This window comes from Streptomyces sp. NPDC097619, assembly GCF_040302735.1.
GTDB lineage: Bacteria > Actinomycetota > Actinomycetes > Streptomycetales > Streptomycetaceae > Streptomyces.
Genome location: NZ_JBEOSD010000010.1, coordinates 39,994 through 55,321 on the forward strand (window position 1 = coordinate 39,994; position 15,328 = coordinate 55,321).

The following is a 15,328-nucleotide window of genomic DNA, read 5'->3' on the forward strand; positions in this document are numbered from 1 at the left end:
CCGAGGAGCGGTGCGCGCGCCGGGAGCCGGAGCGGCCCGGGTTGCGGCCCCCACCCGGATGGCGCACACAATGGTCGCCGGGAGTGACGAAGTCCGGCGCGCCCCCTGGGCGGCCGGAGACCTCCGCCAGGAAGAAGTCGCCCGTGAGCACTGAACCGACCGGCCCGCCGCCTTCCGGCCGCCCCACAGGGCCCCCCTCGGGCCCCCTTTCCGGCCCCGGATCCCCGGGGCCGGAGAGCAACCCGACCACGGCACCCCCCACCGTCGCCGTCCCCGCCGGCCCGGGCTCCGGACCGGCCGCCGGCGGCGGCTCGGGGGCCGGTGGCCCGACCGGCGGCTCCGGCTCCGGTGGGGGTGCGGGCGGCTCCTCCGGCGGTGGCTCGGGGGCCGACGGTCCGACGGGCGACGGCTCCGGCGGCGGCCACCGCCCCTGGTGGCGCTCCGCGCCCCGGGTCGCGACCGCCGCGGTCGCCGTGATCGCCGCCGTCGTCCTCGCCGTGGTCCTCACCCGGCCCGGCTCCGACGGCTCCAAGAGCACCGAGAGCGGCGGCGAGGTCTTCCTCCAGCCCGCCGCGGCCACCGGGCCCGACCCGTTCACCCGCTCCACCGCGGTCACGCCCCCGTCCCCGGAGACCACACCGGAGCGGACCGGAACCCCGACCGTGCCCACCGGGCCCCCCACCGGCCGCGGCACCACCGTCACCCGCAGCGTCAGCGGGGCCTCCGCCGGCCTGTACGGCGGCACCCGCAACGTCGCGAGCTGCAACGTCGACCAGCAGATCGCCGTGCTCTCCGCCGAACCCGCCAAGAACAGCGCCTTCGCCTCGGCCCTCGGCATCCAACCCGCCGCCGTCCCCGGCTACCTGCGCTCCCTGACCGCGGTCCAGCTCCGCTCGGACACCCGGGTCACCAACCACGGCTACCGCGACGGTCGCCCCACCAGCTACCAGGCCGTCCTCCAGGCCGGTACCGCCGTCCTCGTCGACGACCGCGGGGTCCCGCGCGTGCGGTGCGCCTGCGGCAACCCCCTCGGCCCGCCCGTCGCCCTCCAGGACCCGGTCCGCACCGGACAGCCCTGGCCCTCGTACCGCCCCGCGGAGGTCGTGGTGATCGCCCCCTCCGTGACGGTCATCAACACCTTCGTGATCTACGACATCGACAACCGGCGCTGGTACGAGCGCGACCGCGGCCACCACAAGGGCGACCGGCCGGTGCCGCCCCCGCCCGACCCCTCGCCGTGGGTGTCCCCCTCGCACTCGGTGTCCCCGTCGCACTCGGTCTCGCCCTCGGACTCGACCTCCCCGTCGGACTCCACCTCGCCCTCGGACTCGACCTCGCCCTCCGATTCCACGGCCCCTTCGGACTCGACGTCACCGTCCGACTCCACGTCGCCGTCCGATGCGACGTCCCCGTCGGACTCCACCTCGCCCTCGGACTCCGCCTCGCCCGCCGATTCCGCCTCGCCGGCGGGCGACGGTTCCCCGTCGGCGAACCTGGTGCAGCCGGTGGCCCCCACCCCCTGCCCGGTGCTCTCCGGCACGGTGATCGTCACGCCGACCCCGGCCCCCGGCGTCACTCCGCAGAACCCCTGCCCGCCGGTCCGGGTGCCCGCCAGTTCCCCGGCCGAACCGCCCGCGCTGTCCTCGGCGCCCGCGGTGGAGTCGCCGGCGGCGCCGGTCCGGTCCGCCGCGCGCTCCGAACCGGCCGCCCCGGTGAGCTCCGCCGAGCAGCCGCCCCCCGCCCCGCAGACCGTGCTGCCGCCGGAATCGCCGGCGGCCCCGCCCGCCGTCAGCTCGGCACCGCCCCCGGTCGTCGGCTCCAGCCCGGCAGCCCCGCCCGACGACGGCTCCTGACCGGACCGACCCCGCCCGCCCCGACGCCCGGACCGGCCGGTCCGGGCGGCCGGGGCGGATCGGTGAGAGAGTGGCAGCATGGCCGACAGGGGAACACCCCGGGCCGACCGGCCGTCCCCCGACGCCTGGCCCGCCCGGACCGACCTCAGCCTCGCGCTCAACCGCATGGGCACCTTCGACTGGAACCTCGACAGCGGTCAGATGTACCTGGACCCGACCGCCCTCGACGTCTTCGAGTTGACCCCCGCCGAGTTCGGCGGCACCCAGGCCTCCCTGCGGCAGCGGATCCCGCCCGGCGAGGCCGCCCGCCTCGACGCCCGCGTCTCCGAGGCCCTCAAGGCCGGACACAGCGAGTACGGGGCCTACTTCCGGATCCGGCGGCCGGACGGCTCCTCCCGCTGGACCCACACCCAGGGCCACATCCTCCGCGACCAGCGCGGCCGCCCGTACCGGGTCATCGGGATCGTCCGCGACGCCTCCCCCGACCCGCACGTGCCCGGCGGCCGGCCCGAGCCCGGCGAGGCCGAGGAGGTCCGGCGCCGCATGACCGGGGTGGTGGACCGCACCACCGCGATCCTGGCGCACGCCCGCACCGTCCACGACGTCACCGACGTGCTCAAGGACCCCGAATCCCTCGGTCACCTCGGCGCCGTCAGCGTCATGCTCGGCGTCGTCGACGGCGGCCGCGTCCACCTCGTCGCCGAAGGGCGCCTCGGATCGTACGTCCCCGAGATCGAGTACACGCGGATCGACGCGCAGTTCCCGATGAGCGAGGCCGTACGGACCCTGCGCCCCGTGTTCCTGAGCACCCGCGAGGAGTTCCAGACCCGCTACCCCCTGCTGTGGCCGTACGTGGCCCCCCTCGACGTGCGCAGCGGCGCCTACCTGCCGCTGATCGCCCAGGGTCGGGCCATCGGCGCGCTCGGCCTGCTCTACGACCGGGAGGAGGGCTTCACCGACGAGGAGCGCAACCTCCTCGTGGCCCTGGGCAGCGGCATCGCCCAGAGCCTCCAGCGGGCCATGCTCTTCGAGCAGGAGCACGACCTCGCCGAAGGGCTCCAGCGGGCCATGCTGCCGCGCAGCATTCCGGCCGTGCCCGGGGCCGAACTCGCCGTGCGCTACCGGGCGGCGCGGATGGGACGGGACATCGGCGGGGACTGGTACGACGTCATCCCGCTGGCACCCGGCCGGATCGGGGCGGTGATCGGGGACGTGGAAGGGCACGACACGGACGCGGCGGCCCTGATGGGGCAGCTCAGGATCGTGCTGCGGGCCTACGCGACCGAGGGCCACAGTCCCGGCGCGGCCATGGCCCGGGCCTCCGCCTTCCTGCGGGAGCTGGACACCGACCGGTACGCCACCTGCACCTACGCCGAGGTGGACCTGGTCACCGGCCTGGTCCAGCTGGTCCGCGCGGGCCACCTCGACCCGGTGGTGCGGCGCGGGGACGGCAGCTGTCACCGGATCGTGGTGGCCGGGGGCCTCCCGCTGGGCCTCCCGCTCAAGCCGGAGGCGGGTCCGCCCGCCGGGGACCCGGGCGCGGGCGCGGCGGACCCGGAGGGCATGGGTACGGGCCGGACCGGACCCGACGGGACGTACGGCACCGGCTACCCCGTCACGGCCCTGGAACTGCACCCCGGGGACACCCTGGTCCTCTGCACGGACGGGCTGATCGAACGACCGGGGGCCGACCTCGACCTGGGCATGCGCGAGCTGATGGACGCGGTCCGCACCGGCCCGGCCGGCCTGGAGGAGCTGGCGGACCGGCTGCTGGACCTCGTCGGCGACGCGGGCGGCGGTGACGACATGGCCCTGCTGTTGCTGCGCCGCCGGGGCACCCCGGAGCCTCGCGGCGGCGGACCGCTCCGCCAGAGCCTGACGGCCGGGGACCCGGAGGGGCCGGCGGAGGCACGGCAGCTGGTGCGGGCCGCGGCCGCCGCCTGGGGCGCCCGGGACCGGGCGGACGAGATCGTGCTGGCCGCCGACGAGCTCATGTCCAACGCGCTCGTGCACACCGGGGGCGGGGCGGTGCTCAGTCTGCGCTTCACCCCCGCGGGCCGGATCCGGGCCGAGGTCGAGGACTCCTCGGGGGACCTGCCGCGGCGCCGCGAGGCGGGGGAGTGGGCGGTGTCGGGCCGGGGACTCCAGCTGATCGACGGCCTCGCGGACGCCTGGGGAGTGGAGCCCCGGGGCGGGGGCAAGGCGGTGTGGTGCGAGTTCACGGTGCCCGGCCCGGACTCCGGGACCGGCACCACGGCCGGCGCGGGAGCCGGGAACGGGGCGGGAGCCGGGAACGCGGTGGGTGCCGGGAACGGGGAGCGAACGGGCCCCACGCCGAGGCCCGAGCCCGAGTCCGGAGCGGACACCGACTCCGGTTCCGGTACGGCCCCGGGCTCCGGTTCCGGTTCCGGTGCCGATTCCGGATCGGGCGCGGGTTCCGGATCGGGCTCGGGTTCCGACTCCGCACCCGTACCCGGGCGGTCCGCCTGACCGGGCCCCGCGCCGGTGGCCCCCTCAGAGCTCGACGAGCGTGACCTCGGTGGCCTTCACGCTGGTCCACACGGGGACCCCTTCGGCGAGTCCCAGTTCCGCCGCGGCCTGCGGGGTGACCTCGGCGACGAGATCCGGGCACTCCGACGAGGTGACCAGGACCCGCAGCCGGCTGCCGACCGCGGTCACCTCGCGCACGGTCCCCGACCAGACGTTGCGGGGGCTGCCCCCGGGCCGCTCACGGTGCACGGCCACCGCCTCCGGGGCGATGATCGCCAGGGCCTCGGCGCCGGCCGGCGCCGGATCGGCGAGGACCAGCCGGCCCCCGCCCGCGGTGCGCAACACCGTCGTCGCGCCCCCCGCCGGCTCCGTACCCGGCGCGGGATCCGAACCGGACGCCGGCTCGGCGAGGACGGTGCCCGGCCAGGCGTTGCGGCCCAGCATCCGGGCCACCCACGGGGAGCGAGGGCCCCGGGTGACCTCGGCCGGCGGGGCGTCCTGGAGGGCCCGTCCGCCGTCGAGGACGAGCACCCGGTCGGCCAGCGACACCGCTTCCACCGGATCGTGGGTGACGATCAGGCAGACCCCGTCGAACCCCGACAGGTGGGCCCGCAGGGTGTGCCGGACCCGGGCCCGGGTCGTCTGGTCCAGCGCGGCCAGGGGCTCGTCGAGGAGCAGCAGTCGGGGTCGGGCGGCGAGGGCCCGCGCGAGGGCGACCCGCTGCGCCTGCCCGCCGGACAGCTGGGCGGGCCTGCGGTGCGCGAGGTGGCCGACGCCGAGCCGATCCAGCCAGTTCTGGGCGTCCCGGCGGGCCTCGCCCCGGGACACGCCCTGGGCGCGGGGCCCGTACGCGGTGTTGGCGAGGGCGGTGAGGTGCGGGAACAGGGCGCCGTCCTGGGGGACCCAGGCCACGTGCCGCCGGTGCGGGGGCAGCCCCGTCACCTCGGTGTCGCCGAGTCGGAGCCGGGCGTGGGCGCGGGGGGTGAGGCCGAGCAGGGCGCGCAGCAGGGTCGTCTTGCCGGCGCCGTTCTCCCCGACGACGGCGATCGTGGTGCCCGGCGCGGCGTCCAGGGTGAGCTCGTTGAAGCCGGTGACCTCGGCGTGCAGCGGCCAGGCAGGGGCGGGCGGCGCGGCGGGTCCCGGGCGGGTCGCCGTGCCGGCCCCGCCCCGCCGGCCGGCACCGCCGGCGTCCTTGCCGACCGGCTCCGGGGCGACCGGCTCCGCGGCGACGGGCTCCGGAGCGGGGCTCGGGGCCTCGCGGCGGCCCGTGGGCGTGCCCGTCCAGCGGCCGCGCAGGCCGATGAGCACGGCCATCGCGATGCCGAGCAGCAGCAGCGAGAGGGAGGTCGCCGCCTCGGGCTGGTCCTGGAGCAGCAGGTACACCTGGAGAGGCAGGGTCTGGGTGGTGCCGGGGAGGTTCCCGGCGAAGGTGATGGTGGCCCCGAACTCGCCGAGCGCCCGCGCCCAGGTGAGGGCGGCCCCGGCGATGAGCCCGGGCGCCACCATGGGGAGGGTGACCGTGAAGAAGACCCGGACCGGTGAGGCGCCGAGGGAGGCCGCGGTCTCCTCGTAGCCGGGCTTCAGCCCGCCGAGCGCCCCCTCCAGGCTGATCACGAGGAAGGGCATGGCCACGAAGGTCGCGGCGATCACGGCCCCCGAGGTGTGGAAGGGCAGGGTGATCCCGAAGGTGCCCTCCAGCCAGGGGCCGATGAGCCCGCGCCGCCCGAACCCGAGCAGCAGGGCCACGCCGCCGACCGTCGGCGGCAGCACCATCGGCAGCAGGACCAGGGACCGCACGAGGGCCTTCCCGCGGAACTCCACCCGGGCCAGCAGCCAGGACAGCGGCACGCCGAGGAGCAGGGACAGCCCCAGCGCCCAGAAGGACACGAGCAGGGACAGCTTGAGGGCCTGGACCACTCCGGGGGTGGTCAGGTGCGCGCCGAGGTCCCGCCATTCGGTGCGGACGAGGATGCCGAGGAGCGGCAGCAGCAGGAAGGCCACCGCGAGCAGCGCGGGCAGGGCCAGGGCGGCGGGCGCCCGGAAGGTGCGGGACCGTGCCGTGCCGCTGCTACGGGTCGGGGCGCCGGGGCGTTTCATGGGTTCCTGCGTTCTGTCGGGACGGTCGCGGTCGCGGTCGCGACCGTGTTCGCGGGTACGGGCTCGGTCGCCGCGCCGGCACCGGGCGGGGCACGGGCCGCGGGTGCCGAGGGTACGGAGCGCGGTCCGGCGGGTGTGCGAGGGGGCCCGGCGCGCCGGGTTCCGGCCGCCCCGGACCCCGGGAAACGCGTGAGGGGACTGCCCTCCCCCCGGGTGCGGGCAGTCCCCCTGCGGGCGGCGCCTCGACTGCCGCCACGGGTCACGGCTGCTGGAAGCCCGCTTCCTGGAGGATCTTCTGGGCCTCGGGGGTGCTGAGCCAGGCCACGAACGCGGCGGCGGCCGCGGCGTTCTTCGAGTCCTTCAGCGCGGCGGCCGGGTAGGAGGCGATGGCGTTCTGCTCGTCCGGGATGACCACGGCCTCGACCTTGCCCGCGGCCTTCTCGGCGTCCGTCTTGTAGACCAGGCCGGCGTCGGCCTCGCCGAGCTCGACCTTGGAGAGGACGGCGCGGACGTTGGGCTCCTGGGAGACCGGCTTCACGGTCACCTTCTGGGCGTCCAGGATCTTCTGGCTGTAGCGGCCCACGGGGACCTCGGGGGCCGCGAGGACCACCTTCAGCTTGGTGTCGGCGAGGTCCTTGAGGGCGCCGACCTTGTGCGGGTTGCCCGGGGCGGTGGCGATGACCAGGCGGTTCTTCGCGATGACCGCGGGGGTGCCGGACAGTTCCGCCGTCAGCCCGTCCATGGTCTTGGTGTCGGCGGTGACCAGCGCGTCGGCCGGGGCGCCCTGCTTGACCTGCGCGGCCAGTTCCTGGGAGCCGGCGAAGGAGAAGGTGACCTTGGTGCCGGGGTGGCTCTTCTCGTACGCGGCGCCCGCGGTCTTGAAGACGTCCGTCAGGGAGGACGCCGCGAGCACCGTCAGGTTCGCCGCCTCGGGAGCGGTGGACGCCTCCGCGGACTTCCCGGTCGAGGCGGACGGCGAGTCCGTCGCCTTGTCGCTCCCGCCCCCGCAGGCGGTCAGCGGAACGAGCAGGGCCGCGGTGAGGGCGGCGGCGAACGCGCGGCGACGGTTCACGATCGGGGACATGAAGCAGGACTCCTCGGTGGGGCGGACGGCCGGTAATGGGCCGCATGTGCGACAAGGTAGAGGCACCGTCCGCGCAGATGCAATTCACTTGGGACGATCCATCCAGCAGATGCGGAATGGCTTGTTTCATCCCACGAAGGGCCTCCGAGGGGCCCGCACGGGCCCCTCGGCCGTGCCGTCGGGAGGCCGTCGGGGCGGGTGCGCACCCTCCCGCCGGGTCCCGCCAGGTCAGGCGGCGGGGGACGGAATGGGGACGGAACGGCCTAGAGTGCGGTCATGGCTGAAGAGGGGACCACCGCACGCGTGGACAGCTGGATCTGGTCCGTCCGGCTCACCAAGACCCGTTCGTCGGCGGCCGCGGCCTGCCGGGCCGGGCACGTCCGCGTCAACGGGGAGCGGGCCAAGCCCGCGCAGACCGTGAAGGAAGGAGACGAGGTGCGCCTCTTCCACGAGGGGCGGGAGCGGGTCGTCGTGGTCCGCAGGGCCGTCACCAAGAGGGTCGGGGCGCCGGTGGCCGCGGAGTGCCTGACGGACAACAGCCCGCCGCCGCCCACGAGGACCGAGGCGGCCGCGCTGGGGCTGCGCGACCGGGGCACCGGTCGGCCCACCAAGCGGGACCGCCGCGACATGGACGCCCTGCGCGGTCGCTGACCGCGCTGCTCCGGCCCCGGTCCGCCACCGCGGCGGCCCCGGGCCGGAGACGAGGGCGGGGGCGGGCACGGGGCCGGAGGCGGATCGGGGCGGCGCAGAGTAGCAGCCGGGGGCACGGCCGGGTCGGGGTTTGTCGGGTGCCGATGAGAGCCCGCCGGAGCGGGCCACCGGGCCCGCGCGCGGGGTTAGCGTCCGGGTCCGTCCCTCCCGTCCTCCCGCCCTCCCGGCAAGGAGACCCCGGTGCGCCCTCGTATCCGCCGTGCCCGCCCCGTCCGCGGGGCCGCCGCCCCCGACCGTCCCCTCGCCTCCGGCCGCGCCGTGGGCACCGGGCTGGTGGTCCTCGCCCTGGCCGCGACCCTGGCGGCCCTGCTCGTCCCCGTGCACGCCTTCGGCGGGAACCGCTCGGCGGCGGCGGCCGGGCCGCCCTTCACGGATGACGGCCGGGGCACCGTCGACACGCCGTACGGCCCCCTCACCCCGCAGGACCGGGACTTCGTCCGCCGGGTCCGTCTGGCCGGACTGTGGGAGCTGCCCGCCGGCCGGGACGCCCGTCGGCGGGGCGGCCGGGAGACCGTCCGCACCGCGGGGGAGCACCTGGTCGCGGGCCACACCGAGCTGGACCGTCGGGCCCTGAAGACCGGCGAGGCCCTCGGGATGTCCCTGCCCGACCGGCCCAGCGCCGAACAGCAGGGTTGGCTCGACCGGCTCGCCGTGGCCGAAGGCAGCCGCTACGACGCCCTGTTCGCCCAACTGCTGCGGGCCGCCCACGGGAAGGTCTTCGCCCTCGTCGCGCACATCCGCGCCAACAGCCGCAACGCGATGGTCAGATCCCTGGCCACCACCACCAACTCCGTCGTGCTCGACCACATCACCGTCCTGGAGGACACCGGACTGGTCGACTTCGACGCCCTCGACGAAAGCAGGTGATCGTGTGGAGCCGCAGCGTCGTGCCCGCCACCGTGACCGTTCCGCCCGCCGGACCCTGGCCCTGACCGCCGTCCTCGTCCTGGGCTGCGGGGGCGCGGCCGTACTCGCCGCCAACGCCTCCGGTGCTCCGCCCGCCGTCCCGGAAGAGTCCACCCCCGTGCCCGCCGCCGTGTGGACCGGCACGGTGGTCTGCCCCGACGTGGGCGACCGGTTACGGGAGGTACCGGCGGCGGCCCGCCCGGAGGTGGACCGGACCCTCGCCCGCCTCGACACCCAGATCGCCGAGGCCTACGGGCGGCTGGCCCGGGGCGCGGACGACCGGACCGTCCTGACCGGGCTCGCCCGGGGGCGCGGGGTCGCCCTCGACGGGATCGCCGGGGCCCTGGAACGCGGGGGAGCAGCCCGCCCCGCGGGGTTGGCGGAGTGGGGCGGCTGCCGGCTGAGCCCGGGGGAGCCGACGGCCTCCGGGTCCGAAGGTGCCGCCGCCGGCTCCGACGCGGACGGCGCGGCCGCGGTCGCCGCCGGTGCCGGGACGGGGGCGGACGGGGAGAGGTCGGGGCGGCCCGGCAACGGTCCCCGCCGTTCGGACTTCGCGGACATCACGCGGGTGCGGCCCAACGTCTTCCGTCCCGACCGGGGGCGGAACTCCTCCGACGGCACGTTCCGGTCCCGCTGCGGGACCAACCGGGAGGGCCGCTTCAACTCCGACAACGTGATCGTGGCCCCCGGAGTCTCCAACGGCGCCCACCACATGCACGACTACGTCGGCAACCGCACCACGGACGCCTTCTCCACGAACGACAGTCTCGCCGCCTCCGGCACCACCTGCTCCAACGGTGACCGGTCCACCTACTACTGGCCCGTGTTGCGGGTCCAGGACGGACGCCGCGAGCAGGACGCCGACCTTCCCGGCGGCGGCACCGAGGGGAACGCGGGCACGATCCTCACCCCCAAGGAGGTCACCCTCACCTTCACCGGCAGCCCGGTCTCGAAGGTGACGGCGATGCCGCGGTTCCTGCGCGTCATCACGGGGGACGCCAAGGCGTTCACCAACGGCACCGCCAACGCCAACGCCTCCTGGAGCTGCACCGGTTTCGAGGACCGACAGCTCAAGGACCGCTACCCGCTCTGCCCGCGCGGCAGCGACGTGGTGCGGACCTTCTCCTTCCAGAGCTGCTGGGACGGCCGGAACACCGACAGCGCCAACCACCGCACGCACGTGGCCTTCGCCCGCCCGGACGGCCGCTGCCCGACCGGCTTCCGGGCCGTCCCGCAGCTCGTGCAGCGGATCGTGTACGCGGTGCCGCGCGGCGGCCGGGACGGCCGGGCCCCGCTCTTCGCCGTGGACAGTTTCCCCGAACAGCTCCACAAGCCGGTCACGGACCACGGGGACTTCATCAACGTGATGGGGGAGGGGCTGATGGCGAGGGCGGTGGACTGCATCAACCGGGGCCGCCGCTGCGGCTGATCGTCACGCGGCCCCCACAGCGACGCTGTGGGGGCCGCACCCGTGCCGAACGGGGAGCCGTGGACGGCACGTTCAGGGTCGGTCAGAGTCCGTTGATCCGGGCCTCGCGCGCCGCCTCCGGTGGCTGCCGGTCCCCGCCGCGGCCGGCCCGCCCGCCGCGGGGCAGTCGGGGTCGTCGCCGGACCTGCTCCACCTCGGCGGCCAGGCGTCGCCCCCGCAGGGCCAGTTCGAGCTCGAAGCGGGTGCCGGGATCGCGCAGCGAGGGCCCGAAGAGCCGCTCGATCTGCCGCAGCCGGTAGCGCACGGTCTGGGGGTGCACCTTCAGGGCGCGGGCGGCCTCGGGGGCGCCGCCGCCTTCCAGCCAGGCCAGCAGGGTCAGCTCCAGGCGCTCGCGCTGACGGGGGGTGAGCGGGTCCAGGGGGCGCAGCCGGCAGTCGGCCAGGGCCCGGGTCAGCGGTTCGTCCTGCATCAGCAGCAGTCCGGCGAGGTGGTCGTCGACGAAGGCGGCGCGGGTCTCGGGGCCCGTCCGGTCCGGGGTCAGGGCCAGCAGCCGGCGGGCCCAACGCACCGAGCAGCCGGTCTCGGCCAGGTCCACCACCGGTCCCACGGCCGCCGTCCGGCCCCGCAGGGCGGTGTCCAGGACGGCCCGGCCCGGGTCCTCGGCCGTCTCCCGGGCGCCGGGTTCGGTGGGGTGCCGGCCGGCGGGGCGGCCGTCGGGGGGAGCGTCGGATCCGTCGGGGGAGTGCGGCCAGGCCCCCGCGAGGCGGTCGGGATCGGGTACCAGCAGGCACAGGTCCTCGCCGACCGTGCCCCACAGGGCGTCGCCGAGGGAGGCCAGGTAGGGGGGCTCGCCGGGGCAGTCCAGGGCCACGGCCCGGACCGTGGTGGGCAGGGGCCACCCCGCCAGGCGCGCGAGCTGCGCGAGGGCGGGGCCGGTGGCGGGACCCGTACCGGCCCCGGGGGATCCGGCCACGAGGATCTCGAACAGTTCCTGCCGGGCCCGGCCCGCCACCGCCGGGCGGCGGGGGCGCGGGACCCGGGGCGCCGGGCCGTCGGCCGGACGCGGACCCGGCGGGCTGGTGGCCAGGGCGCGGCGCAGTACGCCTTCGATGCCCGCCCTGACCAGGTCGCGGTCGGTTGCGGTCATCAGATCTGCAAATTGGGGAATGTCACGTTCAAGTTCGGACATGATCGCGTCCGCCCATAAGGCGGGGGACGGCGGATCCTGGCCGGGCGCGGGCGTGGTGTCCGCCTGCTCCCCTGGCCTGATGTGATTCACCAGTTCGTACATGTCACCTAGCTCTTGCCGGGTCGAGACCGGGCCGGGGTCCCCCGGCGGCCTCGTCGAGGCCGCCACCGGCCACCGGAGCATCGCGGTCTCTTTGCCTCCGGGACGTTTGCCCGGGATCATGCCGGGCCCGGCGCGGTGAGAGCAGGGGGATGCGGGAAGTTGTCATGTTTCGATAAATCGCCGAGGCGTTCGGACGGGGTCCGCGAGGCTGCTGCCTCCAGAACGACCTGACGCGAGCGCCCCCGGCCCCACCGCCCCGCGCTCGCGCGGACCGGGAGGCAACCCGATGCCCATCACCCTTCCGCGGGCGCCCCGATTACGCGGGACGCGCCGCAGGGGGCGCCATGCCGGACCGACCGCGGAAGGGGACCCCGGTCCCGCCCCCGCGGTCCCGCCCCCGGCCCCCGAGCCCGCCGAGGCCCCGCAATCCCCACCCCCGCCGGCACCCGGGCCCCCGCCGTGGCCGGGCCCCGACGGCCCGCACGGCCCGGCCGTCGCGCGGCCGGTCCCGGGCGACCCCTGGAACCCCGACCCCGCTCCGGCAGCGGCCGGCGCTCCCTTCCCCGGACCCGGTCCCGGACCCGGACCCGTACCCGGTCCCGCTCCGGCTCCCGCGTCCCCTTGGTCCCCGTACCCGGGACCCGCGCCGGCCGCCGCACCCCGCGCGCACCCCGCCGACGCGCCCGCTCCCGCCCGCGGCCCGCACCCCGCTCCGCCCGTCCCGCCCGCCCCGTACGGGTGTCCGGCGGACCCGGGCGCCACCCCGCCCCACGGCGTCCCCCACCCGTTCCGCCCCCCGGCCGGACAAGACCCGGAGCCGTACCCGGACCCGTACGCCACGCCCCCGCACGGTGGCTCGTACGCCGCCTCCGCCCCGTACCCCGACGGTCCGCCCGCCCACCCGCACCCGGCACCGCCCGGGCCCGCGGGCGGCACCGGCCCCGACCCGTACGCCACGCCCCCGCACGGCGCCGCGTACCCGTACCCCGTCGCCCTCTCCCCGGACCCGTACCGGGGGGCGGCCTCCGGCCCCGCGCCGGTGGGGGCGCCCGAGGCGCCGACCGAGGAGCTCCCCCTCCTCGCCCTCAGCCCCCGGGAGGACCCGTACCCGACGCCGCCGCACGGTGCCGGGTCCCACCGGAGGGGTACGGCCGCCGACCCGCCCCGGTCGAACCCCGCCGCGACGGCGCCCCCGCGGCACCTGCCGCGCCGGCCCGGACCGCACCGACCCGGCCCCCGGCCGCCCCGCCCCCGCCCCGACCGCCCCCGGACCTTCCGGGGGCCCGCCCTCGGCGCCGCCCTGCTGCTCTTCGCGGTGGTCGCCGCGGAGGCGGGGGCGTACGGCGCCCTGTGGAGGTTCCTCGACTACGGCGCGGGCGTGCTGGCCCTGGTCTCCCTCACCGCCACCGTGCTCTGGGGGCTGGCCGCCACCGACCGGCTCCTGCTGCGCTCCGGACACCGCCTCCTCGCCCAGGGCGTGCACCGCGGCCTGGCCGTCGCCGGACTCGGCTTCCTCCTCCTGCACGTCACCGTCAAGATCGTCGAAGGGCGGACCGTGCCGGCCGCGGCGGCCGTGCCCTTCAGCGACCCGACCCGGCCCCTCCTCATCGGCCTGGGCACCCTCGCGGGCTGGCTGTTCCTCGCGGTGGCCGTCACCGGCGCCGTCCGCAGCGCCTTCGCCTCCGGCGGCCCCGCCACCCGCCGGCGCTCCCGCTGTTGGCGGGCCCTCCACATGAGCGCCTACCCGGCCTGGGGCGCGGCCCTGGTCCACGGCCTCCGGTCCGGCCGCCCCGCCGCGGGCTGGGTCACCGCCGGCTACGCCCTCGCCCTGACCGGAGCCCTCGTCCTGCTCGCCCTGCGCCTGTGGCCCGCCCGCCGGAGCCGCCGGTGATCACCACCCTGCCCGCGCTCGTCTCGCTCGGCCCGCCCCGCCTGCTCGCCGGACTCGACGGCACCGGACGCCTGGACCGCGTCGGCCACCTCACCGTGCACGGCTCACCGCCCCGGCCGCGCCCCGACGAGCTCCTCGACCTCGCGGAGAACACCGGGCTGCGCGGCCGCGGCGGCGCGGGATTCCCCTTCGCCCGCAAGCTGCGGGCCGTCGCCACCGCCGCCCGCCGGACCGGCCGCACCGCCGTCGTCGTCAACGGCAGCGAGGGAGAACCGGCCTGCCTGAAGGACACCGCCCTGCTGCTGTACGCCCCCCACCTGGTCCTCGACGGGGCCCTCCTCGCGGCGGCCGCCCTCGGAGCCGGCGAGGTGGCCGTGGGCGTGCACCGCGCCGACGTGGCCCGCTCGGTCCGCGCCGCCCTCGCCGAGCGCGGCCCCGAAGGCCGCCGGGTCCGCGTGGAACGGCTCCCCGACCGGTTCGTCGCCGGCGAGAGCTCCGCCCTCGTCGCGGGCCTCGGCGGCGGTCCCGCCGTCCCCTCCGGGCGCGGGGTCCGTACCAGCGAGAGCGGACTCGGTGGCCTCCCTACCCTGCTGTCGAACGCCGAGACCTTCGCACAGCTGGCCGTGGCGGCCCGACTCGGCGCCCTGGCCTACCGGGACACCGGCCTCCCCGCCGAACCGGGCACCCTGCTCCTCACCGTCGCCGGGACCTGGGTGGTCGAGGCTCCCACCGGCACCCCGCTGCGGGAGGTGCTCCGCCTGTGCGGGCTCGGGCCCGGCCAGGGCGTGCTGACCGGCGGCTACCACGGGCGGTGGCTCCGCCCGGAGGACGCCGACCGCGCCGAACTGTCCCGGGACTCCCTGACCGCCCTCGGTGGCGCCCTCGGGGCCGGGGCGCTGTTGCCGCTGCCCCCCGACACCTGCCCGGCCGAGGAACTCCTGCGGGTGGCGCGCTGGCTGGCCGCCGAGTCGGCGGGACAGTGCGGGCCCTGCGTGCGGGGGCTGCCCGCGATCGCCGCGGCCCTGGCCGCCGTCACCCGGGGCGGCGGCACGGCGGCCCTCGACGATCTCCGCCGGGCCCTCGGAGCCGTCCCCGGACGCGGCGCCTGCAGCCACCCGGACGGCACCGCCGGCCTGCTCCTCTCCGCCCTGGAGACCTTCCCGGAGGAGTTCGCCGCCCACGCCCACGGCGGGGGCTGCGGCCGGGCCCTCGGCGGAGCCCTGCCGGTGCCCGGACCGGCCGCCCCGGCCCCCGACCCGTTCGCGGGCGCCCTCACCGAGCCCCCGGTCCGCGCCCGCGGGGAAGCCCTCACCGTCGACTGGACCCTCTGCCAGGGCCACGGCCTGTGCGCCGACATCGTCCCCGAGGTGGTCGAGCTCGGCGCCGATGGCTACCCGGCGGGCGCGGCCATGCCGGTGCCCCGACGCCTGCGCAACCAGGCCCTGCGGGCCGTCCGCCGCTGCCCCGCCCTCGCCCTCCGCATCCGCGACTAGGGCGCGTGCGGGAGGCGGGCTCAGGTGTTCCCCTCCCCGCCGCCGTCCCGGCCCCCGTCCCGGCCGACCCCTGTCCCCGAGTC

General features: G+C 77.3%; 9 protein-coding genes and 1 pseudogene. 7 read left to right on the top strand and 3 right to left on the bottom strand.

The genetic code is table 11. The annotated features are described in order from the left end of the window. Window positions 1–143 precede the first annotated feature (143 nt). Window positions 144–1,481, top strand: a pseudogene (locus ABTZ17_RS04830) (DUF6777 domain-containing protein); the annotation flags it as partial. A gap of 450 nt (window positions 1,482–1,931) precedes the next feature. Beyond that, window positions 1,932–4,343, top strand: coding sequence for a SpoIIE family protein phosphatase (locus ABTZ17_RS04835; protein WP_352194056.1), 2,412 nt, complete (start codon window positions 1,932–1,934; stop codon window positions 4,341–4,343). 24 nt (window positions 4,344–4,367) lie between these two features. On the opposite strand, the gene ABTZ17_RS04840 is transcribed toward ABTZ17_RS04835, so the two are convergent. Both ABTZ17_RS04840 and modA read right to left on the bottom strand, forming a co-directional pair. After that, complete coding sequence (locus ABTZ17_RS04840; protein ID WP_352194057.1) at window positions 4,368–6,440, bottom strand: ABC transporter permease; 2,073 nt, start codon at window positions 6,438–6,440, stop codon at window positions 4,368–4,370. Window positions 6,441–6,699: 259 nt separating this feature from the next. After that, window positions 6,700–7,524, bottom strand: a complete 825-nt coding sequence (gene modA / locus ABTZ17_RS04845; RefSeq protein WP_352194058.1) for a molybdate ABC transporter substrate-binding protein — start codon at window positions 7,522–7,524, stop codon at window positions 6,700–6,702. Window positions 7,525–7,800: 276 nt separating this feature from the next. Between modA and ABTZ17_RS04850 the strand changes: the two genes are divergently transcribed. The 3 genes from ABTZ17_RS04850 to ABTZ17_RS04860 all read left to right on the top strand — a co-directional run bounded on the left by ABTZ17_RS04850 (window position 7,801) and on the right by ABTZ17_RS04860 (window position 10,570). Further along, entirely contained in the window at window positions 7,801–8,175 is a 375-nt protein-coding gene (locus ABTZ17_RS04850; protein ID WP_352194059.1) for an RNA-binding S4 domain-containing protein, read from the top strand. Between the two features lie 240 nt (window positions 8,176–8,415). Further along, a complete protein-coding gene (locus ABTZ17_RS04855) occupies window positions 8,416–9,102 on the top strand; it encodes a DUF4142 domain-containing protein (RefSeq protein ID WP_352194060.1) in 687 nt (228 codons plus the stop codon). Between the two features lie 4 nt (window positions 9,103–9,106). Further along, window positions 9,107–10,570: a DUF1996 domain-containing protein gene (locus tag ABTZ17_RS04860; protein WP_352194061.1), complete on the top strand. Its 1,464-nt coding sequence runs from the start codon at window positions 9,107–9,109 to the stop codon at window positions 10,568–10,570. 82 nt (window positions 10,571–10,652) lie between these two features. Here ABTZ17_RS04860 and ABTZ17_RS04865 read toward each other — a convergent pair whose 3' ends face one another. Next, on the bottom strand, window positions 10,653–11,717 hold the full coding sequence (locus ABTZ17_RS04865) for a PucR family transcriptional regulator (RefSeq protein ID WP_352194062.1): 1,065 nt from the start codon (window positions 11,715–11,717) through the stop codon (window positions 10,653–10,655). Window positions 11,718–12,900: 1,183 nt separating this feature from the next. Between ABTZ17_RS04865 and ABTZ17_RS04870 the strand changes: the two genes are divergently transcribed. Next, window positions 12,901–13,752 (top strand): ferric reductase-like transmembrane domain-containing protein, encoded by an 852-nt coding sequence (locus tag ABTZ17_RS04870; protein WP_352194063.1) that lies wholly within the window; start codon window positions 12,901–12,903, stop codon window positions 13,750–13,752. Next, window positions 13,749–15,245, top strand: a complete 1,497-nt coding sequence (locus ABTZ17_RS04875; protein WP_352194064.1) for an NADH-ubiquinone oxidoreductase-F iron-sulfur binding region domain-containing protein — start codon at window positions 13,749–13,751, stop codon at window positions 15,243–15,245. The genes ABTZ17_RS04870 and ABTZ17_RS04875 overlap by 4 nt, the downstream gene beginning before the upstream one ends. The last annotated feature ends 83 nt before the right edge of the window (window positions 15,246–15,328 follow it).

Bases quoted from the DNA above. Each gene is read 5' to 3' on its own strand.
- ABTZ17_RS04850 (WP_352194059.1), top strand. From the start codon at position 7,801: ATGGCTGAAGAGGGGACCACCGCACGCGTGGACAGCTGGATCTGGTCC.
- ABTZ17_RS04840 (WP_352194057.1), bottom strand. From the start codon at position 6,440: ATGAAACGCCCCGGCGCCCCGACCCGTAGCAGCGGCACGGCACGGTCC.
- ABTZ17_RS04835 (WP_352194056.1), top strand. From the start codon at position 1,932: ATGGCCGACAGGGGAACACCCCGGGCCGACCGGCCGTCCCCCGACGCC.
- modA (WP_352194058.1), bottom strand. From the start codon at position 7,524: ATGTCCCCGATCGTGAACCGTCGCCGCGCGTTCGCCGCCGCCCTCACC.
- ABTZ17_RS04865 (WP_352194062.1), bottom strand. From the start codon at position 11,717: ATGACCGCAACCGACCGCGACCTGGTCAGGGCGGGCATCGAAGGCGTA.